Consider the following 24744-nt stretch of genomic DNA (forward strand, 5'->3'; position numbering starts at 1 on the left):
CCTCTCCCGCCCGGCAAAAAAGCTCCACATCCTGCGGGAGCTCTCGATATTGTCATTTCACCGCAGGGTTGAACTGATTCAACTCTCAAGGCGAGATTCCGCGCACCGCCGGAAGCGCCGTCGCATCCCGTTAATGATGGTTAACGCAAGCGAAACAATGCCTTCCGTGCTCGGGTAAAGTCTGCACCTGACCTTTTCGGCTAGCGCGCCCCCGGATCCACCTTTTTCCAGCTATAACAGCCCTTTGCGGTCTTAAGGACGCATGCTAAAGTATAGAAATGGGCAAAACTTTGACGAGGTAGGAATTATCCGGGGGTAAGCGTCCCAACCATAGAGTGGACAGATTATGATGAATCATTCGCCTGACTCTTTTTCCAAAAGCATGAACTCCATCGGCAGCGATTTGCCGGCCACCGCCGGTGTACGGCTCTCCGAAAGACGTGCCCTTGTCATGATCGACCCACGGACGCTCGAGCGTGAGTGCCTTGTCCGGTGTGTCGAACTTGCCCACCCCGAAATCGAGATCGTCGGTTACGGGTCGGTCGAGGAATGGCGGAGCCGGAGGGAGCGTTGCAGCCACCAGGTGGTGCTCTACAGCACCGGAAACCGCTCGGTGGCCGAAGTGGCGCGGGAAGTCGCGGCGCTGGTCTCGGAGGCCGGCCCCTCGCCGGTCGTCGTGATCGGTGCGGCGAACGAACTGCGCGAGATGATCGCCGCCTTCGACTGCGGGGCTCGCAGCTATCTGCCCTCGTCGGTCGGCATCGACGACATCGTCGAGGCCAGCAGGCTCGCGTCGTTCGACGGGATCTTCCTGGCCGCTGCCAGCCTCACAGCGCTGCGCGGTGCGCTTCCCGACAGGGAAGAGCCGCGGATGGCTGTGGACGAGCATCTGACCGAGCGCCAGCGGGCCGTCTGCGACGCGCTCCGCCGGGGCAAGTCGAACAAGATCATCGCGGGCGAGCTCAATCTCTGCGAGAGCACCGTGAAGGTCCATATCCGCAACATCATGAAGAAGCTTGGCGCGAAGAACCGCACCGAGGCTGCCTTCAAGCTGAATTCCAGCATGTTTGCGGGGGAAGGTCGCCTCTCCTGAGCCGGAGCGGCAGAAACCCCGGCCTCCCTTGCGGGCGGCCGGGGTTTTTCGTTACGAGGCCTGCGAGTAGCGGGCTTCGGGCGTCTCGTAGGCGTCGAACACCCGTGCGATCATCCGCGCCAGTGCCCGGCCTTCCTTCGCGATCGACATCGACCCCGCCTCGTCAACCGAGACGAAGGGCGTGAACTTCGACGCGGCCTCCGCGATGCGCGGCACCATCGTCTCGGCCGCTTCGCCGAAGCGCTCGCGCAGCGCCGGCAGGTCGAGGAAGAAGTCGCACATGATCATCTCGATGGCGCGGGCGTGGAGGTAGTCCTCGTCCGTCATGCGGTGACCGCGATAGCCCGGCAGGCGCCCTTCCTCGACCGCCTTGATGTAGGCGGCGGTGGCGGCGGTGTTCTGCAGGTAGCCTTCCTTGAACTTCGAGATCGACGAGGCGCCGATGCCGAGAAGCGTCGGGCAGGTGTCGTCCGTATAGCCCTGGAAGTTGCGGCGCAGGCGGCCCGTGCGGGCGGCAATGGCCATGCTGTCGTCGGGCAGCGCGAAGTGGTCGATGCCGATGCGCTCGAAGCCGCCCTCGGTGAACATCTTCGCCGCAAGGTTGGCGAGCTCGTGCCGTTCGATGTCGTTCGGCAGCACCGTCTCGTCGATCAGCTTCTGGCGCTTGGCCATCCACGGGACATGGGCGTAGCCGAAGATCGCGACCCGGTCCGGCCCCAGCGTCAGCACCTTGTCGATGGTGGCGGCAAGGCTCTCGCGGTTCTGGTGCGGCAGGCCATAGACGAGGTCGGTGTTCAGCGAATGGACGCCGTAGCGGCGCAGCGTGTCGACACAGGCCTTGGTGTTCTCGAAGGGCTGCTCGCGCCCGATGGCGTTCTGGACGATGTCGGTGAAGTCCTGGATGCCGATCGAGGCGCGGTTCATGCCCTCCTCGCTCAGCGCCCGGATCTTCGGCTCGTCCACCATCATCGGGTCGATCTCGACCGAGAACTCGTAATCCTCGGCGAAGGGGATCACCGCCTTGATCGCCTGGGCGAGCTTGTGGATCAGCTCGGGCGACAGGATCGTGGGCGTGCCGCCGCCCCAGTGCAGCCGCCCGGCCTTGACGCCGGCCGGCAGGTGCTTCTTCACCAGCTCGAGTTCCTGCAGGAGCGTGCCGACATAGGCCTCGACCGGGGCCAGCGTCTGCGTTCCCTGCGTCCGGCAGGCGCAGAACCAGCAGAGCCGTTCGCAGAACGGAACGTGGATGTAGACCGAGATCGGCACGGCAGGATCGAGGGCTTCGATCGCCTGTGCCTGGAAGTCCGCTCCGACGGCGCCCGAGAAGACCGGCGCCGCAGGATAGCTCGTGTAGCGCGGCACGCGCGCATCGAAGAGTCCGAGACTCTGGAGGAGGGCGATGTTTGTCATGCTGAACCTATTAACGGTTCACGCGACATTAGACTTTGCGCAGGATCAAACGCCCCGGACAGGGTGTCGCAGGCCTACAGCGGCAGCGGCGAGACGCCCAGCACGATCGGATGCAGCGCCAGGGCCGCCGCCCAGATGGCCACCATGGCCAGGAGCCGTGGCAGGAGGCGGTCCTCGTTCTGCTTCAGCCAGTGCGGGTCGACCAGTGGCCGCAGCGAGAAGAGCGAGGTTGCGCGGAAGGCGTCCGACGCCTCCGGCGCAGGCATGGCGCGGCGCGCGCGGGCGTCGAAGGTCGGGATGGCGGCAAGCGACAGGCCGAAGAACGAACCGAAGAGGATCACATGCGCAAGGTCCCCGTTCGGGAAGAGATGCGCACAGGACCAGAGCATGAGGGCGATCAGTACCGGATGACGGGTTATGGCCGCGAAGCCCGGACGGTCGGGATCGAAGCGGGCACTGCGCTTTCCGCCGAGCGTCCACGGCCAGGGCAGGCCGATGCCCTGCACCACGAGCGTCCAGACGACCGGCGCCACGAGGTTCGGCACCCAGCGCGTCGCCGGCGTCTGCGGCCAGAGTTCGACGAAGGGGGCGCGCCCCGCCGCGAGGATGAGCCAGCTCAGCACCACGAGGGACACCGTGCCATAAAGCGTGAAGTAGAGACGGCGGCCGAAGATGGCGGTCAGCCTCTCGCGAACACCGGGACGCGCGGGCAGCATGTGCGACGCGAAGAAGGCTGCGAGCGCCGCAGCGAATTCCAGCCAGTCGGTCAAGTCTGCGACTCCGCCTGTTCCATGAGCTGCACGATGTGGGCCGAGAAGAGACGGGTCGCAGGAAGACCGAGGATCAGACCGCCCAGAACCGACCACGCCGGGCTCAGGACCGGCAGGCCGATCCAGGACAGGATCAGCGAGGCGAAGAAGAGGTTGACCGCAGCTGCTCCGGCTCCGAACGGGTAGAGCAGCAGCGTGACGCGGGCCTGGCGGGTCATCTGCGCTGCACCATCCACTGCACGGCGGCCAGCGCCGCCACGAAGCAGCCGGCGGCGACGGCGAACCAGAACTCGGCCGTGGCGGTCTGCGAGGCAGGCGTCGGCGGATCGAAGGTGGCGGCCATGGCAAGTCCGGGAACGAGGATCAGCAGGGGAAGAAGCATGCGCATGTCAGATCTCCTGGGTGAGGGAACGATAGAGGTCGGGAAGGGCGCGCGGAAGACGGGCGGGGTCGGGCAACAGGGTGAAGCCCGCCCGGCCGAAGATGCGGGCGAACCAGTCCTGCCCATCCGCATCCACGACCACGCCGTGCACGGATTGTGTCAGGGCCCGCGCCTCGCGAACCGCCATCCGGCTGTCCTCGATCCCGTGGACGCCTTCGTAGTGGTCGAGGTCGTTCGGCTTGCCGTCGGTGAGGATCAGCAAGAGCTTCCGGCTGGCGGTTTCCTGCGCGAGCATCGCCGAGACGTGCCGGATCGCCGCGCCGAGGCGGGTGTAGTGCCCCGGACGCAGGCCGCCGATCCGCGCGGTCACGGCCTCGCCGATCGGCTCGTCGAAGCCCTTGCAGCGGTGCAGGAACACCCGGTCGCGGCGGAGCGAGGAGAAGCCCCAGATCGCCAGCCGGTCGCCCGCCACGTCGATGCCGCCGGCCAGCGCCGCCAGCGCCTCGCGCGCGGTCTCGATCACCTGCCGTTCGCCCACCATCGCCTCGGTCGAGCGCGAGCAGTCCATCAGGATCGCCACCGACAGGTCGCGCTCGATGGCGCGGGCATCGCGGTAGATCCGGTCCGAGCCGCGCCCCGTGGTTCGCAGCGCGACCTGCGCCTCGATCAGCGCGTCGAGGTCGAGCTCGTGTCCCTCGACCTGTCGCTTGCAGAGCACCCTGCGCGGGTGCAGCGTCTCGAACTGCCGCCGCACGCGGGTCATCAGCCGGGGATCGGGGCGGAAGCCCTCGCCGCGCGGGGCTTCGGCCTCGAGCACGCGGGTGTGGTCGGGCATCAGGCTGCGCGAGCGGTGGTTCCATTCGGGATAGGTGAAGCCGTCCGAGAGCCGCTCGTGCTCGGCATCCTGCGGCGCGAGGTCGAGGTGCAGCCGCAGCCGGCTCGCCGCCCGCTTGAAGTGCTGGGTCAGGGTGATGTGGTCCTGATCCTCGGCCGCCTTCTGCGCGTTGTCCTGATCGTCGTCGTCGGTCGCCCGGTTGATGTTGAGGCTTTCGACCCAGCTCAGGATCGCCTCGAAGCGGTGGACGATGAAACTGTCCTTGCGGTTGGCCTGATCGAGCTCGCGCCGCTCGCCGACCTTCCGGGTCGTCGTGGGCAGGCCCGCGGGCGCGTGGGTCTCGTCGGGTGCGTCGGCCGCGCCCTGCCCTGTCCCGCGCCCGAGGCGGAGCCAAAGCGGCACCGGCGCGAAGGGCATGTAGCCGCGCGGCGCATGGTGCGCGATGTCGCGGACGGCGGCCGGGCCGCCGAGCGCCGCGCGCAGCCGCGCCTCGACCGCCGATTCGATACCGAAGGCCGCATGTGTGTCGCGTGTGGCGAGCACATGAGCGACAAGTGCGCCGTAGACTCCCGCGAGGCCGGGCGCGACCGCGAGCACCCGCGCCGTCGCGGCCTCCATCGCCGCGATCTGGGCGAGGTCCAGCGCCAGCGCCCCGTCGGCCGCGGGCAGTTCGACCTGCGCGGCGAGGGCGGCGAGCCAGAGATAGGCCGCGCGGTTCAGCTCGACCGAGGGAAAAGCGTCCATGACGGGGGGCAGCCTGAGCCGCTCGCCGTCGTAGCTTGCCACCTGCTCGAGGATGCGCGTCTCGCCCACCACCGAGCCGAGGCTGCGGCGGTGGCGCGCGGCGGTGGCAGGGCTCGGGCCGATCTCGACGCCGGCCGCCCCGCCCAGCGCGCGGAAGAGGACGGCGACGCTCGGGCGCATCGCCTCGAGAGCCACCGCCGCGCCCTCATTCGAGGCGACCGCGGCAAACCGGCTGGCATAGCCGTGCCAGAGGTTGCCGACGGTCTCTTCCGGCTCCATCAGGTCGAGCAGGTGGAAGCTCATGGGATCACCCGTAGACGGTTGCGATGAGGTCGCGCAGGGCCTGCACGACATCCGGCTCGTCGGTCAGCGGCTCGATTACCGCGGCCTCGAGCGCCTCTTCGACACCCATCCCCTCCGCCATCAGCGTGGCGGCATAGACCAGAAGCCGGGTCGAGACACCTTCCTCGAGATCCATTCCCGAGAGCGCCCGGACATGGCCCGCAAGACGCACAAGCGGCGCGACCTTCGCCTCGGGCAAGCCGCTCTCGCGGGCGACGACGGCGGTCTCGGTCGCGGGATCGGGGAAGGTGAAGCTGATCGACAGGAACCGCTGCCGGGTCGAGGGCTTCAGCCGCTTGAGGATGTTCTGGTAGCCGGGGTTGTAGGAGGCGACCAGCATGAAGCCGGGAGGCGCCACCAGTTCCTCGCCCGTGCGGTCGATCATCAGCGTGCGGCGGTTGTCGGTCAGCGGGTGAAGAACGACGGTCACGTCCTTGCGCGCCTCCACCACCTCGTCGAGGTAGCAGATCGCGCCCTCGCGCACGGCCCGGGTCAAGGGCCCGTCCACCCACTCCGTGGCGCCGCCCTTCAGCAGGTAGCGCCCGATGAGATCCGCCGCCGACAGGTCGTCGTGACAGGCCACGGTATGGAGCTTGCGCCCCATCCGCGCCGCCATGTGCTCGACGAAGCGGGTCTTGCCGCAGCCGGTCGGCCCCTTCAGCAGAAGGGGAAGACCGTTCCGGGAGGCAGCCTCGAAGAGGCTGCACTCGTTGGCGACGGGCTTGTAGAAGGGCACCGTCAGGTCGGAGACGATGGCGTTCATGCCGCCTCTCCCACCGCATTGGCCGCGGGCGCGGACTTCCTCACCACGGCGAGGCTGTAGATGAACAGCAGCGCACCGGCCACCACCATCGCCCCCGCACCGAAGCGGATCACGTAGAACATCGAGAGCTGGTCCTGCACGTCCATGTAGTACTCGCCCATGACGCGCTGCAGGTGGACCTGGATCGTGCCCGCAAAGGTCAGCGTGAAGGTCATCAGAGCCATGCCGCCCGTCATCAGCCAGAACGCGCCCATGTTGAGCCACTGGTTGTAGGGCGCGCGGCCGCGCAGCACCGGCATCGCATAGGTGAACATCGCGAGGTTCAGCGCGACATAGGCCCCGTAGAAGGCGAGGTGGCCGTGCGCTGCGGTGATCTGCGTGCCGTGGGTGTAGTAGTTCACCCCGTGCAGCGTGTGCAGGAAGCCCCAGACGCCCGCGCCGAAGAAGGCGACGGTCGACGAGCCGAGGGACCACAGGAGGGCTGCCTTGTTCGGGTGGTTGCGGCGGCCCTTCCAGACCATCACGAAGGCGAAGGACATCATCGCGAAGAAGGGAATGACCTCCATCGTCGAGAAGATCGAGCCGATCCACTGCCAGTAGCCGGGCGTGCCGATCCAGTAGAAGTGGTGCCCCGTCCCGAGGATGCCCGAGAAGAGCGCCGTGGCCACGATGACGTAGAGCCACTTCTCGATGACCTCGCGGTCCACGCCCGTCAGCTTCAGCATCAGGAAGCCGAGGATCGCGGCCATCACCAGTTCCCAGGTGCCTTCGACCCAGAGGTGCACGATGTACCACCAGTACATCTTGTCGAGGCCGAGGTTGTCGGGATTGATGAAGGCGAAGACCCAGAGCAGGCAGAGCAGCCACAGGCCCATCAGCAGGATGTTGGTGATCGCCGTCTTGCGGCCTGCGAGGGCCGTCAGCGAGATGTTCACGAGGAAGATCACCGCGGCGACCAGGATGCCGAACTTGACCCAGAGCGGCTGCTCGAGGAACTCGCGCCCCCCGTGGATGCCGACAAGGTAGCTCGCCACCGCGCCCAGCGTGCCGACGACGAGGATGCCGAGCTGGAGATAGGCGAGCTTCGTCGAGAAGAGCTCGCGTTCGGCCTCTTCCGGCACGAGGTAGTAGGCCGCGCCGAAGAACCCCAGCAGCAGCCAGACGATCAGGGCGTTGGTGTGGATCATCCGCACCACGTTGAACGGCAGGATCTCGGACAGGGTATTCGGCGAGACGTAGATCCAGCCGGCCAGCAGGCCGCCCAGGACCTGGATGGCGAAGAGCGCCATCGCCACGCTGAAATAGGCCAGCGCCACCTTCTGCGATTGGTATTTCATGGGTGTCTCCTCAGCCCGCGTCGTTCGGCGGCCAGGCCTGGGTGTTCATGTGATCGGCCCAGCGGAGGAACTCCGAGAGCCCGCGCTTCTCCTCGTCCGTCAGCTCGAAATGCGGCATCTGGCGGCGTCCCTCGATCCCCGAGGGCTGCGCGTCGATCCAGCCGCCCAGCATCTCGGCCGCGGCGTCGGGATCTTCGTTCACGCCCCAGCGGGTCATGACGTTGCCGAGCTCGGGCGCGAAATAGGCGCCCTCGCCATGCAGCGTGTGGCAGTTGATGCAGCTGTTGCGCTCCCACACCGCCTTGCCGAGCCTGACCTCGTCGGTCAGCGGCATCGAGGTGGTGGATCTTGAGACCACATAGCCGTGGCTCTGGACCGTCAGGCCGACGAACACGGCTATGAAGAAGAGCGATCCCCCATAGAACACGTTCCGGGCCCGCGATTTCGTAAGGATTTCCGACATGGGAGGGTCCTGGCGAATGGTTTCGGGTGAAGCCGGTCTAAGCCGGGTCGCCGGTGGAGAGGTTGCGGGATCACAAAGAAGCGGGCGATTGACCGGCGCATTGTGCAGCCATCATCGGCCGGACCTTCCTCCGGCCGGGCGGAGGTGCAGATGCGACCGAACCTCGACGACCCCGACCTGCCGCTTGCGCGGCTCTTCCAGTTCTGGCCAGCGACGGCACAGGTCTTCCTTGCGCGGCGGATGCTGTGCCCCGGCTGCCCCATTGCACCGTTCCACACGGTTGTGGAGGCCTGTGACGAATACGGCTTCGACGAAGCCGAGTTCCGCAGCGCCCTGCGTCTGTCTGCCGTCCCGTGAGAGGCCGGGCACCCGCTCCACCTGTCCGGGAGACGCGCGTGGGGTTGGTGCGTCCCGGCCGCGGGATCCCGGCCAGCGTAACCAGCGCCCGAGAGGGTGCTGCGCCGGAACGAAGATCGCGGGCATGTGCCGCGTCTGGACCGCGGGGCAACCTGCGCCCGACAGGGCGCCGCGCCGAACATGCGGCGACGTTCGGTGCAAGCCCGCCAGCGGGCCGCAGGAGGCGCGCAGCCTCTTCCTTCCACGCGAGCGCCGCCGGCTGACGTGACGGCTGCGCTCAGCCGGAGCGCCTCAGGCTTGTCCCGTTGCCCCGCTCAGCACGACCAGCCGATGCGGCGCCGTCACCACGATGCGCCGTCGCGTGCTTTCCACGATGCCCTCGCGCTCCCAAGCCGAGAGGAGCCGCGAGACGGTGTGCAGCGTGGTCCCCGTCATCTCCGAGATGTTCTGCCGCGTGATCGGGAACGAGATCTCGATCCCCGTCTCGACCTTCCGTCCCGACTGGTTGACCATCCGAAGGAGGCACGCCGCCACGCGCTGCTCGACCTGCTGGGTCGCAAGCTCGGTGATCCGGTTCTGCATCTCGCCCAGCCGCGCACCGAGCGTGCGGTAGCTTTCGGTCGCGAAGCCGGGGTAGTTCGCCGTGAAATCAGCCCAGAGCCGCACCGGCCACGAAAGCGTCACGCACTCGGCCGCGGCCACAGCGGTTGCCGGATAGGTGTCTCGCGCGAGGGCGGGAGCGATGCCGAAGAGCTGCCCCGGCCCGATGTGCAGGGCGATGATCTGCTCTCCCGTGGCCGTGGTGCGCACCACGCGGATCGTGCCGTCGAGCAGGAGGTAGAAGCGCTCCGCCGCCATTCCCTCGCCGAACACCGTGCTCGCCTCGTCGAAGCGGCGGGGCGTGGCCTGATCGAGAATCGTCCGGATCTGCGACCGCTCCAGCAGAGAGAAGGGCGGAAGTTTGGTCAGAAGGCTTTCGTCGAGCTTGTTCACGCAGGTCGTTCCGAGTTTGCGTCAGCGCAACAAGCGCCGGCCGGTCCTGGGGCAAGGGTGAGGGAGACGGACAGATCAGGTACCGGCCCCGAAAGAAGTGCCTGACCGTCATACCTGCAATCAACCGGCCTTCCAGCGTCCCGGACTGGCCGGCACCTCGAAGGGCGGCGGCGCGAAGCCGCCGTCCTCTCTTTGCACGAGGAAGCGACCCATGGCCAGCGACAGAACCAGATCCTACTCCGGACCCGCCCTCTTCAGCTACGGGTTCCGACCCTTTTTCCTGCTGTCGGCCCTGTTCGCCGCCGGCGCGATCCCGGCCTGGCTCGCGGTCTGGAGCGGACGGATGCCGCTGTCGGGGTCCTTCTCTCCGGTCGACTGGCACATTCACGAGATGCTCTTCGGCTATACCTCGGCGGTGGTGGCCGGGTTTTTGTTCACGGCGATCCCCAACTGGACCGGGCGGATGCCGCGCCGCGGCCTTCCGCTGGCCGCACTGGCCGCCCTCTGGGTCGCAGGCCGCCTCGCCGTTGCCGGCGCCTTCGGCAGTGATCCCACGCTCGTGCTCGGCATCGATGGGGCCTTCCTTGCCGCCGTCACGGCCATGGCGGTGGTCGAGATCGTCGCGGGCCGGAACTGGAAGAACCTGATGGTCGTCGGCCCGGTGGGCCTCTACCTCATCGCCAACGTCGTCTTTCACCTCGAGGCGGCGCAGGGCGGCGAGAGCGATGTCGGCCGCCGGCTCGGCTTCGCGACGGTCACCTTCCTCATCATGCTGATCGGCGGGCGGATCATTCCGAGCTTCACCCGCAACTGGCTGGCGAAGCGGGGGCCCGGCCCCCTGCCCGTCCCCTTCGGCCGGTTCGACGGGCCGAGCCTGGTGCTGGCATCCGTGGCACTCCTGACCTGGTGCGCCTTTCCCGGGGCGCTCGCGACGACGGCCCTTCTCGTCGCGGCCGCTGCGATGCACGCGATCCGACTCGGCCGTTGGCAGGGCGCCCGGACCTGGCGCTCGCCGCTGCTCCTCATGCTGCACGTGGCCTATGCCTTCCTCCCCCTCGGCCTCGCCGCGACCGCTGCCGCCGGCTGGATCGGAGCACCGGCCGGAATGCACCTGCTCGGGATCGGCGCGGTCGGCGGCATGACCCTCGCCGTCATGATGCGGGCCTCGCTTGGACACACCGGCCGCCCCCTCGAGGCCGGTGCCCTTCTGACGGCCGCCTTTTCCTGCCTCGTCCTGGCTGCCGCGGCCCGTGCCCTGATCGCTCAGGAAGAGATCGCGGGCCTGGACGGATACAGCCTCGCCGCGGCCCTCTGGACGATCGCCTTCATAGGCTACCTCGTTCGGATCGGCCCTTGCCTGCTGCGGCCTTCCGTCGAAGGGATACATCCGAAAGGATAATATCAAACGCATGGATACACTCGCCGAAGGGTTGACAACCTCTCCGGACGCGAGGTTACTTCTCACAACGGTTTCGCCCTGTCCGGGCACCATGCTCTTCCGGCTGGATGAACCGTATCGGGAGCATCTAGGAAGCATGTGCAAGACGGACGACGAGACGGCGCGGCTGGCGGCTTTGCAGCGTTACGAAATTCTCGATACGGAGCCGGAGGCCGAGTTCGACCTCATCACCGAACTTCTTCGTTCGATATATGCCGTTCCGATGGCCGCGATGTCCCTGATCGACGGTGACCGCCTCTGGCTCAAGTCGCGGCTCGGGATGGACACCACGGAAGTTCCGCGTTGCCACACCTTCTGCGACCAGACGATCCGAGGTTCCAAGGTGGTGCAGGTCGTGGATGCCCAGGCCGATCCGCGCTTCCGCGAGAGTCCCTATGTGACCGGCATGCCTCATGTCCGCAGCTATCTCGGCGCGCCGCTGACCACGCCGGACGGCTACAACATCGGAACCATCTGCGTCGTGGATACGATCCCGCGCGACTACACCAGCGTGGACCGCGAGGTTCTGGCGAAGCTCGCCAAGCTGGCCGTGGCGCAGCTGGAGCTTCGCCTGCAGGTGACGGAGGATCAGCAGACCAGCGCCTCCACCCGCCGGGCCTTCCTGTCGGTCCTTCGCCGCGCGATGGAGCGCGGACGGCGCAACGGCCCCCCTTCCACCCTCGTCACCTTCGATCTCGATCATCTCAGGCTCGTCAACCAGAGCTACGGCCATGCCTTCGGGGACGTCGTGCTCGCCACCGTGGCCCGCACGATCCGCAATACGATCCGCCGGGGCGACCAGTTGGGCCGGATCGGGGGCGAGGAGTTCGGAATCTTCCTCGACGGCGCAACGCCCGAGACCGCGCTTCATGTGACCGAGCGGCTGCGGCAGGTAATCGAGGACACGCGCTTCCCTGGCCACCCCGAGGCCCGCGTGACCGCAAGCTTCGGCATCGCGCCCTGGGCACCGCATTATACCAGCGCCGAGGCCTGGGTCGCGGCTGCCGACGAGCTCGTGACCGCCGCCAAGCGGGCGGGTCGCAATCGCAGCGAGATCGCCTTGCAGCAGGTCATTGCCCGTGCCGGCGGGGCGGGCAGGCTCCACTGACCGCAGCGCGGGGACGGTTCACCGGCCGCGCCTGACCATGACCGCGGCCTGTTTCCTGCCGGGTGGGAACCTGCGGTCTCATGCGCGTCCGAGCAGCAGTGGGCGTCCCGAAGGACGATCCGATCAAGGGAAGGACGTCACTCTTCCGGCTGCCTGACCTGTCCGGGGTCCGGCGGGCGGACGTGTCCGCACGGCAAAGGGGTCTGTCGCGGAGGTTCGCGGTGCCCCGATCCGCCTCCGATGATGCCGGAGGTGTCTGGCCGGCGCCTCACGCGTCCCCGGGTCCGACGCTGCCGCCCGGGCCCGCCCTAGCGGCTGGCGTTCAGGGCGGCCCGGGTCTCAGGCGTCGCCAGCTGATCGTTCAGCTCTGTGAAAATCCTTTTTGCTTCTGAACGCTTGCCGAGGTTGAGCCAAGCATAACCGCGCATGATGGCGAGGTCACGGCGCAGCCCGCCGGTCAGATCCTCGTAGGCGTCCAGGAAGGCGATCGCGCGGCGATACTCCTTGAGACGGTAGGCCCGCACCGCGCGCTGGTCGAGGATGATGGCCTCGACCTCGCGCCGCTGCTGCTCCGTCAGGTCGGTGGCCGCGGCGAGCCGGGCTGCTTCCTCGGTCATCTCCAGTGCGAGGAAGGCGAGCGACTTGCCGAACCGCGCGTCGCGCGCGACCTCCGCCCCGAGCCGGCCGGATGCCGCCGGCTCGAAGGCCGAGAGCGCCTCGAGCGGGCGGTCCAGGTTGTAGACACACCAGGCGCGTTCGTAGAGCATCTCGTTCGAGGTGGCGCCGGTGGTGAGGCTGGCGCAGGTGCGCCAGTCTCCGCGCTGCGCCGCAGCCCGGACCGAGGCGATGGCAGCACCACCGCCGCGCGACGGCGTGGACGCACCGGCACGGCGCGGGCGGCCTGCCGCAGGCAGGTCGCCGTCCGAAATCGTTGCGCGCGGCGGCGTCCGTTCAGCCGCAGTGGAAGGCGGCGCGTCCCCGCGTCCGGCGCGCAGCCGCGTCTCCAGCGCCGTCAGTGCGGACGCCGAGCCGGGCAGTTGCGCATTGGCCAGGCGGAAGAGTTCCGCCAGTTCCTCGTCAGTGGCCGCCGCCTCGGCCTTCTCGAGCGTCGCCGTGACCTCTGGCAGGCCCGAGCAGGACGCGATGACGCCCCGGTAGCTCTGAAGCGCGGCTGCCCTCTGCCCGGCGGCCACCTGAAGCTCGGCGAGCCTCCAGGCGTTGTTCACCCGGTCGCATCTGAGGATTGCAGGGTTGCGCCGTGCGATCTCTACGGCCGCCGGCGCATTGCCGGCATCCGCCGCCGCATCGAACGCGACCTGCGCCTCGGCGGTCTCGAGCAGACGCGTCATCTCCGCCGGCGGCGTCCAGCCGGCGAAGCTGCGCGTGGTCTCGTCGATCGAGCGCCGCGCCTCTGCCAGTTCCCCGGCCGCGATCTGCCGGTAGATCCGATCGACCTCGGCTGCCGGAGACCGCTGCCGGCCGAGCGTCGTGAGATCCGACGGCGGCGTCCATTCCGGAAATTGCGCGCGCAGCCGGCGCAGTTCGGCCGCCGCAGCGCGGTCGTCGCCGCTCGAGACGTAGTAGTTCAGCGCTTCGAGATCCTGCGCCACCGGCGCGGAGCCCTGTGCCATGGCCGAGCCGGCAGCAAGCAGCAGCGCCAGCGTCAGGGCGCGCAGCGGGGTCAGATCGGAGCGCATGCGGAAAAGCCTTCCACTTGAGCGACGAGCGTCATCAGATGCAGTGTCGCGGGATAATAGGGCTGGCGCACGTCGAAGGGCGGGATGGCCGCGCCCGGCCTGCCGGAGAGGGCGCAGTCGCCAAGGGCGGGCACGGCCCGGTAGCCCGGGTCGGACGACCGTTGGAGCACCGCGCCTGTCTGGCTGTCGAAGACGACGGGTGCATCCGGGCCAGACGGCGCATGGTGGCGCGTCTCGGTGAAGCGGCGGAGCGCCGGATTTGCGGTCAGTCCCGACCAGAGCAGGAAGAGCGGCACGCGCATGGCGTCGTAGCCGCTGTCGAAGGACAGTCCTGTGGCCGGTGATACACCCTCCGGCCCGAGGAGCAGCCAGTCCGGCACAAGGCCGAGCGAGGCGATCCATTCCGCGCCATCGCGGGCGCATTGTGCCAGCCTGTCCTGCCCGCTGAAGGTCGCAAGCTCCTCCATCGCCCGGGGCATGTAGTAGGATGGGTTCAGCACGACGCCGTCCGGCGTGTCGAAGCCCGAGGCGCCCGGCAGCAGCACGAGCCTCTCGGATCCGTCGGGATGCGGGCGGATGCAGTGCAGCGCGATCGCGCGCGCGATTTCGGTCGCGCGGCCGGCGTAATCCGCGTTTCCGAACCTCTGCGAGGCCATCGCCAGCCCCCAGGCGTAGAACAGGTCGCCGTCGGTCGCGTTGTTCTCGTCCGGCACCGCGAGGACCGCGCCGGGCAGCCAGCGCCAGCTCAGCAGCTTGTCCTCGCGCCGGGCGAGATTCGCCTCCGTCCAGTCCACGATGCGCGTCAGCGCCTCCTCGTCGCCGAAGATTGCCGCGAGCGACGCACCGTAACCCTGGCCCTCGGAATGGCTCGCGTTTTCCTGCGGCCCGTCGACGACGCGCCCGACGGGCAGAAGGAAGGCGTTCTTCCAGTTCCTCCACGCGGACTGGAGCGGATGATCGGGCGGCAAGGCGCTGTCGGCGCCTTGAGCCGCGAGCCGCCCCGCGGGCGCGAGAAGGGCGGCCGCTGCCGCCGCGCGCAGAAGGGTGCGTCGCTTCATCTGTCTCCCCTCCCCCGGGTTCTCAGCACGAAGGCGATCGCGATCGCCGCGCTGATCCAGGCAAGGCCGAGCATCCCGCCGAGCAGCATGGGCGGACGTGCCGAGGCGACGTTGCCCACGACGCTCCGGACATTCGACAGGCTGATCGGCTCTTCCAGCCGCGGCAGGATGCCGGGCTGCGACCAGCTCGACCAGCGGCCGTCGCTGCCCAGCACCGCAACCTGGCCCCGCGGACCCTCGGGCGAGTGCTGCGCAACCGCCAGCGCCGACGCAACCCGCGCGGGGGAAGCCTCAGGTCCCAGCACGACCCAGAGCTCGCCGGGACCGGGCGCGATGATCATGGCCTCGCCCTTGCGTGATGCGAGCCATTCCACAAGGTCGCCGTCGCCGGGGCGAACAAGCCGCCGCACTCCGTGCAGGGCGGGCTCGAGCGTTGCCAGCATGAAGGCGCGTGCGCGGTCGAACCAGTTCGATTCGACGAGCGCGGGCAGCGTGGATTCGCCCGGTGCCGCACCGAGCGGCGTGAGGGCGTTTGCGGGCGTGTCCGTCTCGGCCGCGGGCCGGTCGTCCACCAGCCGTGAGACGGCCGACGGCAGCAGCGTCCTCGCCAGAAGCCGCGGGGTGAGCCCCGCCTCGGCCATCGGCACGCGGTCGAGATCGTGCAGTCCGGTCACGGTGAGCTGGACCGGGCGGCCGTCGGAAGCGTCGTGGAAGGCGCTCATGAAGGGCAGCGTGCGCGCGAGCCCCTCGGGTGTCGCCGGCTGGACGCCGGCGGGCGTGACCCAGGCCAGATCGCGCGCCATGTCCGCCATCGTCATGCGGGGCGAGGGAGGCACGAAGAGTTCGGTCGAGCCCAGCACCTGGAGCAGGTTGCCCTGCGTGGAGGGACAGGGCTCGTCAGGCGGATTGCCCGGAATGATCGCCTCGAAGGACAGACGGTTCGGACCGGGATGGAGCAGCCGCGCCGGAAAGCGCATCTCGAGCCGCGGCTTCACGGGTGCGGCGTCGCGGTCGAGCGGCAGCATCCGCACCGTCGTTCCGTTGACCTTCACCAGCAGCACCGCCCCCTCCGGCAAACCGCCGGCAAAGCCGTAGTCCAGCCCCATCCGCGCCTTCTGGCTGGCCAGCAGCAACCACTCGTCGGGCAGGCGGAAGTCCACGTTCCGCTCGAAGTAGCGGTCGTTCGTGATGATGTCCGGCGCGCCGAGCGTCGCCACTGTCACGACGCGGCCCGGCGAGACCATCGGCAAGGAAGGCGCCGGCAGGATCTCGGCTTCTGCAAGCACCTCGTCCACAAGCGCCGCCCGGGCTGCCTCTCCGGCACGATGCTCGAGCACGAGAACGAGGGCACCGTCACCGCCCCTCCGGATCGTCGCACGATCGGTGTCCGAGGGCAGCAGGGTGACGCGGGCATAGGCCGGGCCATCGCCGCCCGACCACGGCTTCCGGAGGGCAATGGGCAGCGCCTCGTCCGGCAGCGGCCGCCCGAGCGCCTGGGCAAGCGCGCTCAGCACCGGCGCGTCGGGGGGTTCCGGCGCCCGGATCTCGATGGGCCGTCCGGTCGCCGCCTGCGCGGTCAGCGCCGCAACGAAGGAAGCCGCGTCCGTGCCCATCGCCTCGCCCGGCAGGGCGAGCCCGCTCTGCGTCAGGTCGAACTCCGTCCACAGATCGAATTCCGCATCGGCGCCGCAGTAGATCCGGTGGCGATGCTGCGCCTCGATGGAGACGAGGTTGTCTCCGGCTCTTGCGGAGGGTCCGAGCGGCATGGTGATCGCGCCCAATGCGCCGAACTGGCGCGGCGTGAACTGACCGATCTCCTCGCCGTTCAGCCGCACGACCAGCTGCGAGCCCTCGGGCAGCACGTCTATGCTGCTGCGTTGCGCCAGCGTCAGCGTCCCGTCAAGCCCGCCGGGCGGCAGGAACAGACGGAACTCGGCGCGCGCATGCTGGCCCTGCATCCGGAAGAGCGGGCCGGGGGTCGCCGTCTCGACCATCGGCCGCAGCGGCACGAGCCACGGCGCCACCGGCTCGGAGTCGGCCGCCTGCGCGACCTCGGGATCCGTGGCCTGCGGCTCGCTCGTCAGGCCTTCGATGACGATTGTCGGCACGGCGTCCTGCGCCTGCGCGATCTGCGCCAGCACGAAAAGCACCGGGAGTGCAAGCATCGGGCCGCGCATCAGTTTGCCCCCCAGACAAGGCTGCCCGAGCGCACCGGCACCTGCGAGGTGGGATCCAAGAGGTCGTCCGGCCAGTCCGGCTCCGAGCTGAAATCGCTTCCGAAGGCGAGCAGGTGCGCCTGCTTCTCCACGGGCTCGTCCTGGCGCCGGCGCCGTCGGGCGGGTTCTGCCATGAAGTCGCTCGCCGTCCGGGGCAGGCTCGTCAAGCTCATCCACAGGATGCGGCCGATCCCGTGCAGGAGGCCGATCGGCCGCGTCGTCCTTTCGCGGATGCTGCGCCAATGCGCGCTGTCGCCGAAGATGAGAAAGGCCACCGTCTCGCGCACCGCGATCGGCTGGTCGGCATCGAAGACCATGCCCACCATCACCGTGCCGCCGTCACGTCTGGCCGAACGGATGCGGCCGCGCACCATCCTCTCGAGCTGCGGCGCATCGGGGAACTTCGGCTGGAATTGGATCGCGCCGCCCGGCTCGACGGCCGGCCGCGGGTCGCCCGAACCGGGCAGCCGCAGGAGCAGCCGGACGCCGCTCGTCGAGGCATCGAGCACGGTCGCCGTCAGCATGCGGTTGCCGAGCGCCGGGATCTGCGCCGCGGCCGGGATCTCCATCTGCACGCGCGGCGCGGCCCGGCGCTGCTGCTTCTCGGCCACCGCCCGAAGGGCGAAACCGACGAGAAGGAAATTGAGGACCGCCCATCCGCCGACGACAAGAAGGACCGAGCGGTCACCGGGGAAGGCCACCCAGCGCACCAGCGCAGCGATCACGCCCGCCGTGCAGAGCAGGAAGGTCACGAGAAGCGGCCGGTAGATCGGCGAGATGTAGTTCTCGCTCAGCGTTTCGTCCTTGGCCGTCACGGCGAAGCGCGCCCCCCGCGGCCGGAGCAGCGTGCCCACGATGGCCCGCGCGAGATAGGGCGCCTGCGCGACCTCGTAGACCTCCGACACCAGGGGCCATCTCTGACGGGCGAAAAGCGCGTTCTGCACGAGGAAGCTGACCGCCAGATAGCCGGGCATGTAGGCGAGCACCTCCTCGAAGGTGGCGACGAAGATCTCGACGCCGAAGAAGAGGTAGATGAGCGGCGCGATCAGGAACATCATCCGCACCAGCGGGAAGAACCAGAAGCTCATCGAGTTGAGGTAGCAGAGCCGTTGCGCAAGCCCCAGCCCGCGGCGGAAGAGCGGGTTCTTCAGAAGCAGCATCTGCATCATGCCGGTGGCCCAGCGGCCCCGCTGCTGGATGAAGGAGGCGAAGGTCTCTGGCTGAAGGCCCGCAATCATGGCCCGGTCGAGGTAGAGGCTCTTCCAGCCGCGCGAATGGATCTCGAGCGCGGTCTCGGCGTCCTCGGTGATGGTCTCACCCGCGAAGCCGCCCACCTCGTCCAGCGCGCGACGCCGCAGGACGGCCGCGGATCCGCAGAAGAAGGCCCCGCCCCAGCGGTCGAGGCCGCGGTGGATCTTGCCGTAGAACATCTCGTTCTCGGGCGGGCATAGATCTCCCAGCGCCAGGTTCCTCTGGATCGGGTCAGGGTTGATGAAGAAGTGCGGCGTCTGAACGAGGAAGAGCTTCGGATCCTGGACGAAGTAGCCGACCGTCCGTGCGAGGAAGTCGCGGCTGGGAACGTGGTCGGCGTCGAACACGACCACCAGTTCGCCCTTCAGCCGGGCGAGCGCTGCCGACATGTTGCCGGCCTTGGCGTGCTCGTTCCTTTCGCGCGTGGAGTAGACGACCCCGAGCTCGCGGCAGAGCTGCTGCAATTCGCGTCGCCGCTCCTGCGCCTTGCGGGCAAGCTCGGGATCCTGCGAGAGGCAGCGCTGGTCGGTCCCGCCATCGTCGCAGAGAACCACCGTCCGCAGGCGGGTGGGATAGATCATGTTCTTCGCCGCGGCGAGCGTCACGCTGAGCATGTCCGCAGGCTCGTTGTAGGACGGGACGAGGATGTCCACCGTCGGAAGATCCTCGGGCTGCACCTGCGGGGGCAGGGTCCGGTCCGTCGGGTCCGCACTCAGGAACCCGTTCAGGAAAAAGATGGCGATCGAGAAGGTTTCGACCATGAACAGGAGCACCGCGAAGCAGAAGGATGCATCCGCAGCGGGTGGCGGCAGGGTCTCGAACAGGCGCCAGAACCAGTAGCGCAGGACGAGCATCGAGGCGGCGGACAGCAGCAGGAACCGCGGCACCATGTGGTCGGCGAAGGGCTTCAGCAGGGCGACGAGGATCACTGCCGAAAGCGCGATCAGCCCCTGAGCGGATGGCGCGACCGGGGCCGCCGCCAGCAGCGCGAAAGGTACGAGCAACGCCGCCCAGACGAGGAAGAGCGCGAAGGGAAGCACCCGGCTCTGGGAACGGGCCGCGGCGGTCTCGGTCATGGGCGGGTCTCCGGCGGGATCACGGTGGGGCTTATTGCAAGGGCGCAGCGAGAGGAGACAGGTTTCGTCCCGCGCCCGGCGCAGTGCCGGGGACGGCGTCGGGCGGCAGGAGGCCGAGGCTTCCGGCACCGATCGGGCGCAGGGCCTCGTCGGTGTCGCCGCGGATGCAGTTGCGCAGCATCACGTCGAGCGCCACGACCCTGGCGGGCAGCGGTCGCGCGGTCGGCGGCATCCGACGCATCGCGAGCACGCAGATGGTGTCGACGCCCACCCGCTCCACGGCATAGACGATGGTGCCCAGGGCATCCTCGCGGCTGCTGAGCCCGCTGTCGCTCGCGCGGCCGAAGGGCGCCGGAAGCCTGCCCTCCGCGTCTGCGAACGAGCCGAGTTGCAGGCGCGGCAGGACCGTTCCGCCCGGCGCACGGGCGCGCAGCAGCATCATGTTGTCGCCGTCGAGGGTCGTGGCGTTGGGAAGAGCGATGCGCTGCTCGATGTCGCCCCCGAGGTCCCGTTCCTGCACCAGAAGCGCGCCCGGAACCGCGACCCAGCGGCGGGCGTCAGGGACCATGCGGAACTGCGCCGTCTCCTCGCGGATCGAGAGTGCGGGACGGCCCGGGACCGACGCCTGTTCGCAGCCCGAAACCGCCGTCAGCACGGCGGCGATCAGCCAGGCAAACGCCCTGAACGGTGACCGGAGTGTCGTTGTCCCTGCCATTCTCAGTCCGCCAGTCCCAGGTCATGTGCGGCCCCCCTGAAGCAGGCGACCAGCCGAAGCGGTCCTGTATCGCATCCTGTCGCGGCGAGGACCATTTGTATCAATCTGAGATTATTAATTTGGTGGCCACTGTTGCAGCACTGCATACCAAAGGCGAGCAACTGCCAAGTATGGGTGAGCTTCCGCTAAGGCTTTACGGTCCAGCTAGGCGCAAAATGATCAAAGCCAAGGCAAAATTGCGCTAGGCTCGTCCTTGGGAAGGCGGCTCCTGACCTCGTGGCCAAGATGCAACGCCTCCCCGGTAACGATTTGACAGTTCCTTCGGCTGTGCTCTAGGTTGAAAGCACGGCCGGGCCCCTCCCGCTGCAACAGAAGACGAAGCCGATCGAATGACGGGCAAGGGACAGGGTGGATCTTGGGTGCCGACGGTCGTTCAGGCGACCGAGCCGGGCAGATTTGACGCAAGCCCCGCAACCGCCATCATCCTCGGAGACATCAACAGGCTCCTGCGCGCGCCGCTCGCGGCAACCGAAGCCGAAATCGACGACGCGCTGGCCCATGCGGCAGAGGCCTGCGGAGCAGATGTCGCCCAGTTCTGCCGGACGATGCCGTCGGGACAGATGGCAGTCAGCCATCGCTGGTCCAGGAACGCAATCTCCGATGCCCGGCATCCGGAGACCTGCCTTGCGGGAGACACGCACGAGCCTGTCATTCACCGGGATCCGGCGGGGCTGCCCCAAGGTTCTCGACCCGACAGGCTGGCGGCAGCGGGCCTCGACTCGGTGGTCGAGGTGCCGATGCTGCGGGACGGAGCGGTCGTGGGAAGCGTCGTGCTCGGCTGGCGCGGGGACGGCAACGATCTGCGCAGCGGCGATCTCGATGTGCTGCAGTCTCTGGCCGAGGCGATGCTTGCCGCCGCCGAACGACGCGAGAGCGAGCGCCGCACGGCCGAGGCCGCAAAAGCCCTGCACGAGGACCGGCTTCTTCTCGAATCGATCCTGCGCACCAGCACCTCCGCCATCATTGCCTTTGACGCGGATGCGCGCATCGTCTTCGCCAATGACGAGGCCGCCGCCGTTCTAGGGGCAGAAGCGGCGCGCCTGCCGGGCTGCACGCTCGAGGGTGTGGGGTGCCGGCTTCTTTCGCGGGACGGCGAACCCCTTCCGCCCGCGGCGATGCCCGTGTGGCGCACCATGGCCGAGGGCCGTACGCTGCGCGACATGCACCACGTGCTGATCGGGGCCGACGGTCGCCAGCGGATCCTGTCGGTCAACGCGGCGCCGGTTGCAGCCGACGGCGTCAACGCGATCCGGGTCGTGGCGACCGTGAACGACGTGACCGGCCAGGTGTCGGCGGACAGCGCGTTGCGCACTGCGCTGGCCGAGGCGCATCAGCTTGCCTTCTTCGATCCGCTGACCGGGCTCTACAATCGCCGCGGCATCGTCGAGGTGCTGCGCGACTGTCTCCAGACCTGCGCGCGCGAGAATGCCTGCCTTGCCCTGCTCTACATCGACGTCGACGGGATGCGGCAGGTGAACGGCACCCGCGGCCACTGGCTCGGCGACCGCATGCTGCAGGCGATCGGCGCGCGGCTCGACGATCTGCGCCCGGATGGCGGCGACCTCGGCCGCATCTCGGCCGACGAATTCGTCCTCACCTGTGGCGTGACCCATCCCGATCCGGCCAGCGCGGTCACTGCGGCCGAGGCCACGGCCGAACAGATCCTGAGGGACTTGCGCAGGCCCTTCTTGGTGGACGGGCTGAGCCTCGAAATCACAGCCTCGATCGGGCTGGCGGCCATCTCGGCCGAGGATACGGTCGAGGGGCTGCTCAAGGGCGTGGACCTTGCCGTGATGGCCGCCAAGACGGCGGGCGGCAACCGTGCCTGTGCCTACCGCCCCGACATGGAGCAGGACATGGTCGGCCGTGTGGCGCTTGCGCAGGAACTGCGCGAGGCGATCCGCCACGACGAGTTCCGCATCTTCTTCGAGCCGATGGTCCGGCTTGACGAGATGGGGCTCGAGGTCGTGGGCCAGGAGGCGTTGATCCGCTGGGAACATCCGGTGCGCGGGCTGCTTTCGCCCATCGCCTTCATCCCCTTCGCCGAGGAAACCGGCTTCATCCGCGACATCGACCGCTGGGTGTTGCACGCCGCCGCGATGGAACTGGCACGTTGGGCCGACGATCCTGCGCGACGTGACCTGCGGCTGTCGATCAACATCAGCTCGGCGCAGTTCCTGTCCGAAGAGTTCGGTCAGATGGTGCGCGAGGTCCTTGCCGAGACGGGAGCGGATCCGGCCCGGATCGAGCTGGAAGTGACCGAGGGGACGCTGCTTTCGAATCTCGGCCTCGCCCGGACCACGATGATGGATCTGCGATCACTCGGCCTCTCGATCGCGCTCGACGATTTCGGCACCGGCTTCTCCTCGCTCAGCTACCTGCGCGACCTGCCCGTGGACGTGCTGAAGATCGACCGCAGTTTCCTCGGAGGGCTGACGGACTCGAAGGCCAACCGCACGATCCTCGAGGGGATCATCGGCCTGGCCTCGGGTCTGGGCGTGGCCCTCGTCGCCGAGGGAGTTGAGACGCCGGCCCAGTTCGCGTGGCTGCGCGCAAAGGGCTGCCGGACCTTTCAGGGCTACCTGTTCGGGCGGCCTGCTCCTGAACCGCAGCTCACCCTTCCGCCGGAGGTCGAGGCGCTCGAAGGCCCGGGCGCTGAGCGCGTAGCTTCGGGTAACTCCAAGGGCTGAAAGCCCCCTGCGGTCAGGCGCGCCCGGAAGTCCTTCGCCCGACGACGCAGGCGGGCGCTCTGCCGCTCAGGCCACGGCGAGCTTCTGGATCAGGCCGGCAGCAAGAGGGTGGATCACCCGTGCAGGTCACGGCAGCGGCCGGGGGATGGTCGGCAGTGGAAAGGCCGGAGGCCGCAAGCAGATGCGGAGATTGCGGTCAAACCGCCGCGCCGGTCTCTTCCTGCGTCCAGCGCCCGCCTCCGCCCAGAAAGGTCCGGGTCTCGGCGAGGTGGAAGCCCGTCGCATCCTGCAGCGCCGTATGGCGCTCCACGTGGATGCGATCGGCGGAGACCTCCAGCAGGTTGAAATCGTTCGGCTCCCCCCTCACGCGTGTGGAGAGGCCGGTTCCGGCATGAACCTGCAGCACGACGCCCCTGCCCGACACTTCGGCGAAGGGCGCCACGCGCCAGGTGTGAAGGTGACCCGAGAGGATGACGTCCGCGCCGCAGTCCGCCAGTTCGTCGATGGCCCGAGCCGCGCCCCGCATGAGTTCCTTCGTGTCATCGGGCGTGTGCTCCATCGGGTGATGCACGACGACCACCCGCACGCGCCTTTCGCCCGCGGCGAAGCTGCGGCGGATCCGGGACAGCGAGCGGGACCGGAACCAGCCTTGCTGCCAGGCGAGCGGATTGACCGTGTTGGCTCCCACAACGATCATTTCCTCGTCTTCCCAGCAGGGTTCGAGATCGCGGCCGAACCACCGGCGATAGCGCTTCCAGGGCTTGAGCAGCCGGACGTAGAGATTGTGAAGCGGCACATCGTGGTTTCCCGGCACGACGAGGACCGGTGGCTTCAGCGCCCCGACGAAGGCTGCCGCAGCCCTGAACTGTGCCTCGGTCGCGCGCTGGGTCAGATCTCCCGAGATCGCCACGAGATCGGGCGCCAGCCTGTTCACGGTCTCGATCAGAGGGCGGAGAAGCTCGGGCCGGTCGCGGCCGAAGTGAAGGTCGGACAGGTGCAGCAGTCTCTTCATCTCACCTCGCGGTTCCAGTGCTCGGGGACGGTAACTTCCAGCGCGCCCTCGATGGCCTTCAGGTCGAAGGGCGGCACCATCCTCTCGCGCTCGCCGTCGCGAGCGACGTGCCAGACCTTGCGGCGCCGGCCGGGAAGGTCGATCTCGACATGCGGGCCGCTCATCATCTCGTAGTTCTGGTCGACGCTCGCAAGACCGAGGGCCAGCGCCACGGCGTTGCGGAACATGCCCAGACGGCCGGAGTTCGGCGCGATGAACACGACAAGATCGCCGGCCGCGACTCGATCGGCCCCATCCAGGTTCATCTGCTCGAGCTGGAAGGCATTGTTCACCACGAAGACGAGGGGCGAGCGCACGATCCGTTCCTCGCCACCCGCCCGCACCCGCAGGCGCAGCGGACGTCCCATGCGAGCCAGAACCTTCAGCACCGACCAGTAGGCCAGCGTCCGGCTCCGGCCCCAGCGCCGGTAGATCTCCTCGCGCGTCTCGAGGATGGCAGGATAGACACCAAGGCTCGCGTTGTTCAGGAACACCTCGTCATTGACGGTCGCGACCCTGATGGGCGCCGTGCGGCCTGCGCAGATGACCGCCACCGCCGCCTCGAGTTCCTCGGGCAGAAGCAGCGACCGGGCGAAGTAGTTGAAGGTCCCCAGCGGCAGGATGCCCATGCGGCGCCCTGAGCCCGCCATCGCCGCGGCAACGGCACAGATCGTGCCGTCTCCGCCCGCGGCGACGATGGTCTTGAAGCCCCGGTCCAGCGCCTCGGACGCGACCGAGGTCAGGCGACTGCCGTCCTCGACCAGTTCGAGGTGCGCCTCGACGTCTTGCGCCTCGAAGGCGGCGCGGACGCGGCTTGCGTCCTCGCCCTTGCCAGACCCGGCATTCATGACAACGCAGATATCCGGCTCGGGCATCATCGTCTCCGCAAGGGCGT

At 68.4% G+C, this 24744-nt stretch carries 21 protein-coding genes; 5 read left to right on the top strand and 16 right to left on the bottom strand.

Going from position 1 to position 24744, the window contains the following annotated elements; translation table 11 throughout:
- Window positions 1-349 precede the first annotated feature (349 nt).
- Complete coding sequence (locus ACTVZP_RS08960) at window positions 350-1093, top strand: LuxR C-terminal-related transcriptional regulator (protein ID WP_443211799.1); 744 nt, start codon at window positions 350-352, stop codon at window positions 1091-1093.
- Window positions 1094-1144: 51 nt separating this feature from the next.
- Here ACTVZP_RS08960 and hemN read toward each other — a convergent pair whose 3' ends face one another.
- The 8 genes from hemN to ACTVZP_RS09000 all read right to left on the bottom strand — a co-directional run bounded on the left by hemN (window position 1145) and on the right by ACTVZP_RS09000 (window position 8139).
- On the bottom strand, window positions 1145-2503 hold the full coding sequence (hemN, locus tag ACTVZP_RS08965) for an oxygen-independent coproporphyrinogen III oxidase (protein WP_443211800.1): 1359 nt from the start codon (window positions 2501-2503) through the stop codon (window positions 1145-1147).
- A 74-nt stretch (window positions 2504-2577) separates the two neighbouring features.
- The gene (locus ACTVZP_RS08970; protein ID WP_443211801.1) at window positions 2578-3273 is read right to left on the bottom strand and encodes an NnrU family protein; all 696 of its coding nucleotides are present in this window, start codon (window positions 3271-3273) and stop codon (window positions 2578-2580) included.
- Window positions 3270-3491: an NnrT protein gene (locus tag ACTVZP_RS08975; RefSeq protein ID WP_443211802.1), complete on the bottom strand. Its 222-nt coding sequence runs from the start codon at window positions 3489-3491 to the stop codon at window positions 3270-3272. The genes ACTVZP_RS08970 and ACTVZP_RS08975 overlap by 4 nt, the downstream gene beginning before the upstream one ends.
- Entirely contained in the window at window positions 3488-3661 is a 174-nt protein-coding gene (locus ACTVZP_RS08980; RefSeq protein ID WP_443211803.1) for a protein NnrT, read from the bottom strand. The genes ACTVZP_RS08975 and ACTVZP_RS08980 overlap by 4 nt, the downstream gene beginning before the upstream one ends.
- Before the next feature lies 1 nt (window position 3662).
- Complete coding sequence (locus ACTVZP_RS08985; RefSeq protein WP_443211804.1) at window positions 3663-5537, bottom strand: nitric oxide reductase activation protein NorD; 1875 nt, start codon at window positions 5535-5537, stop codon at window positions 3663-3665.
- A 4-nt stretch (window positions 5538-5541) separates the two neighbouring features.
- On the bottom strand, window positions 5542-6339 hold the full coding sequence (locus tag ACTVZP_RS08990) for a CbbQ/NirQ/NorQ/GpvN family protein (protein WP_443211805.1): 798 nt from the start codon (window positions 6337-6339) through the stop codon (window positions 5542-5544).
- Window positions 6336-7676, bottom strand: a complete 1341-nt coding sequence (locus tag ACTVZP_RS08995; protein ID WP_443211806.1) for a cbb3-type cytochrome c oxidase subunit I — start codon at window positions 7674-7676, stop codon at window positions 6336-6338. The genes ACTVZP_RS08990 and ACTVZP_RS08995 overlap by 4 nt, the downstream gene beginning before the upstream one ends.
- 10 nt (window positions 7677-7686) lie before the next feature.
- On the bottom strand, window positions 7687-8139 hold the full coding sequence (locus tag ACTVZP_RS09000; RefSeq protein ID WP_443211807.1) for a c-type cytochrome: 453 nt from the start codon (window positions 8137-8139) through the stop codon (window positions 7687-7689).
- Between the two features lie 150 nt (window positions 8140-8289).
- On the opposite strand from ACTVZP_RS09000, the gene ACTVZP_RS09005 reads away from it, so the two are divergent.
- Window positions 8290-8496 (top strand): DUF1858 domain-containing protein, encoded by a 207-nt coding sequence (locus tag ACTVZP_RS09005; RefSeq protein WP_443211808.1) that lies wholly within the window; start codon window positions 8290-8292, stop codon window positions 8494-8496.
- Between the two features lie 291 nt (window positions 8497-8787).
- Here ACTVZP_RS09005 and ACTVZP_RS09010 read toward each other — a convergent pair whose 3' ends face one another.
- A complete protein-coding gene (locus ACTVZP_RS09010; protein ID WP_443211809.1) occupies window positions 8788-9489 on the bottom strand; it encodes a Crp/Fnr family transcriptional regulator in 702 nt (233 codons plus the stop codon).
- A 211-nt stretch (window positions 9490-9700) separates the two neighbouring features.
- Between ACTVZP_RS09010 and ACTVZP_RS09015 the strand changes: the two genes are divergently transcribed.
- Both ACTVZP_RS09015 and ACTVZP_RS09020 read left to right on the top strand, forming a co-directional pair.
- The gene (locus ACTVZP_RS09015; protein ID WP_443211810.1) at window positions 9701-10888 is read left to right on the top strand and encodes an NnrS family protein; all 1188 of its coding nucleotides are present in this window, start codon (window positions 9701-9703) and stop codon (window positions 10886-10888) included.
- A 136-nt stretch (window positions 10889-11024) separates the two neighbouring features.
- Window positions 11025-12035, top strand: coding sequence for a diguanylate cyclase (locus tag ACTVZP_RS09020; protein WP_443211811.1), 1011 nt, complete (start codon window positions 11025-11027; stop codon window positions 12033-12035).
- Window positions 12036-12343: 308 nt separating this feature from the next.
- On the opposite strand, the gene ACTVZP_RS09025 is transcribed toward ACTVZP_RS09020, so the two are convergent.
- From ACTVZP_RS09025 to ACTVZP_RS09045, 5 genes are read right to left on the bottom strand one after another with little or no spacing between them, the layout of a single operon-like run.
- Complete coding sequence (locus tag ACTVZP_RS09025) at window positions 12344-13732, bottom strand: hypothetical protein (protein WP_443211812.1); 1389 nt, start codon at window positions 13730-13732, stop codon at window positions 12344-12346.
- Complete coding sequence (locus tag ACTVZP_RS09030; protein WP_443211813.1) at window positions 13717-14790, bottom strand: glycosyl hydrolase family 8; 1074 nt, start codon at window positions 14788-14790, stop codon at window positions 13717-13719. The genes ACTVZP_RS09025 and ACTVZP_RS09030 overlap by 16 nt, the downstream gene beginning before the upstream one ends.
- Window positions 14787-16967 carry a cellulose biosynthesis cyclic di-GMP-binding regulatory protein BcsB gene (locus ACTVZP_RS09035; RefSeq protein WP_443211814.1) on the bottom strand — a complete coding sequence of 727 codons (2181 nt, stop codon included), beginning with the start codon at window positions 16965-16967 and terminating at the stop codon, window positions 14787-14789. The genes ACTVZP_RS09030 and ACTVZP_RS09035 overlap by 4 nt, the downstream gene beginning before the upstream one ends.
- Window positions 16967-19333 (bottom strand): UDP-forming cellulose synthase catalytic subunit, encoded by a 2367-nt coding sequence (gene bcsA / locus ACTVZP_RS09040; RefSeq protein WP_443211815.1) that lies wholly within the window; start codon window positions 19331-19333, stop codon window positions 16967-16969. Before bcsA ends, ACTVZP_RS09035 begins: the two co-directional genes overlap by 1 nt.
- A 31-nt stretch (window positions 19334-19364) precedes the next feature.
- Window positions 19365-20048: a hypothetical protein gene (locus ACTVZP_RS09045; RefSeq protein WP_443211816.1), complete on the bottom strand. Its 684-nt coding sequence runs from the start codon at window positions 20046-20048 to the stop codon at window positions 19365-19367.
- 389 nt (window positions 20049-20437) lie between these two features.
- Between ACTVZP_RS09045 and ACTVZP_RS09050 the strand changes: the two genes are divergently transcribed.
- Window positions 20438-22798: a putative bifunctional diguanylate cyclase/phosphodiesterase gene (locus ACTVZP_RS09050; protein ID WP_443211817.1), complete on the top strand. Its 2361-nt coding sequence runs from the start codon at window positions 20438-20440 to the stop codon at window positions 22796-22798.
- Window positions 22799-22994: 196 nt separating this feature from the next.
- Here the strand turns inward: ACTVZP_RS09050 and ACTVZP_RS09055 are convergent, their stop codons facing one another.
- Together ACTVZP_RS09055 and ACTVZP_RS09060 are read right to left on the bottom strand one after the other, a co-directional pair.
- Complete coding sequence (locus ACTVZP_RS09055) at window positions 22995-23810, bottom strand: metallophosphoesterase family protein (protein ID WP_443211818.1); 816 nt, start codon at window positions 23808-23810, stop codon at window positions 22995-22997.
- The gene (locus tag ACTVZP_RS09060) at window positions 23807-24724 is read right to left on the bottom strand and encodes a diacylglycerol/lipid kinase family protein (RefSeq protein ID WP_443211819.1); all 918 of its coding nucleotides are present in this window, start codon (window positions 24722-24724) and stop codon (window positions 23807-23809) included. Before ACTVZP_RS09060 ends, ACTVZP_RS09055 begins: the two co-directional genes overlap by 4 nt.
- Between the last annotated feature and the right edge of the window lie 20 nt (window positions 24725-24744).

The sequence above is a fragment of the Rhodobacter sp. NSM genome, assembly GCF_052244495.1.
In the GTDB taxonomy this organism is placed as follows: Bacteria; Pseudomonadota; Alphaproteobacteria; order Rhodobacterales; family Rhodobacteraceae; genus Cereibacter_A.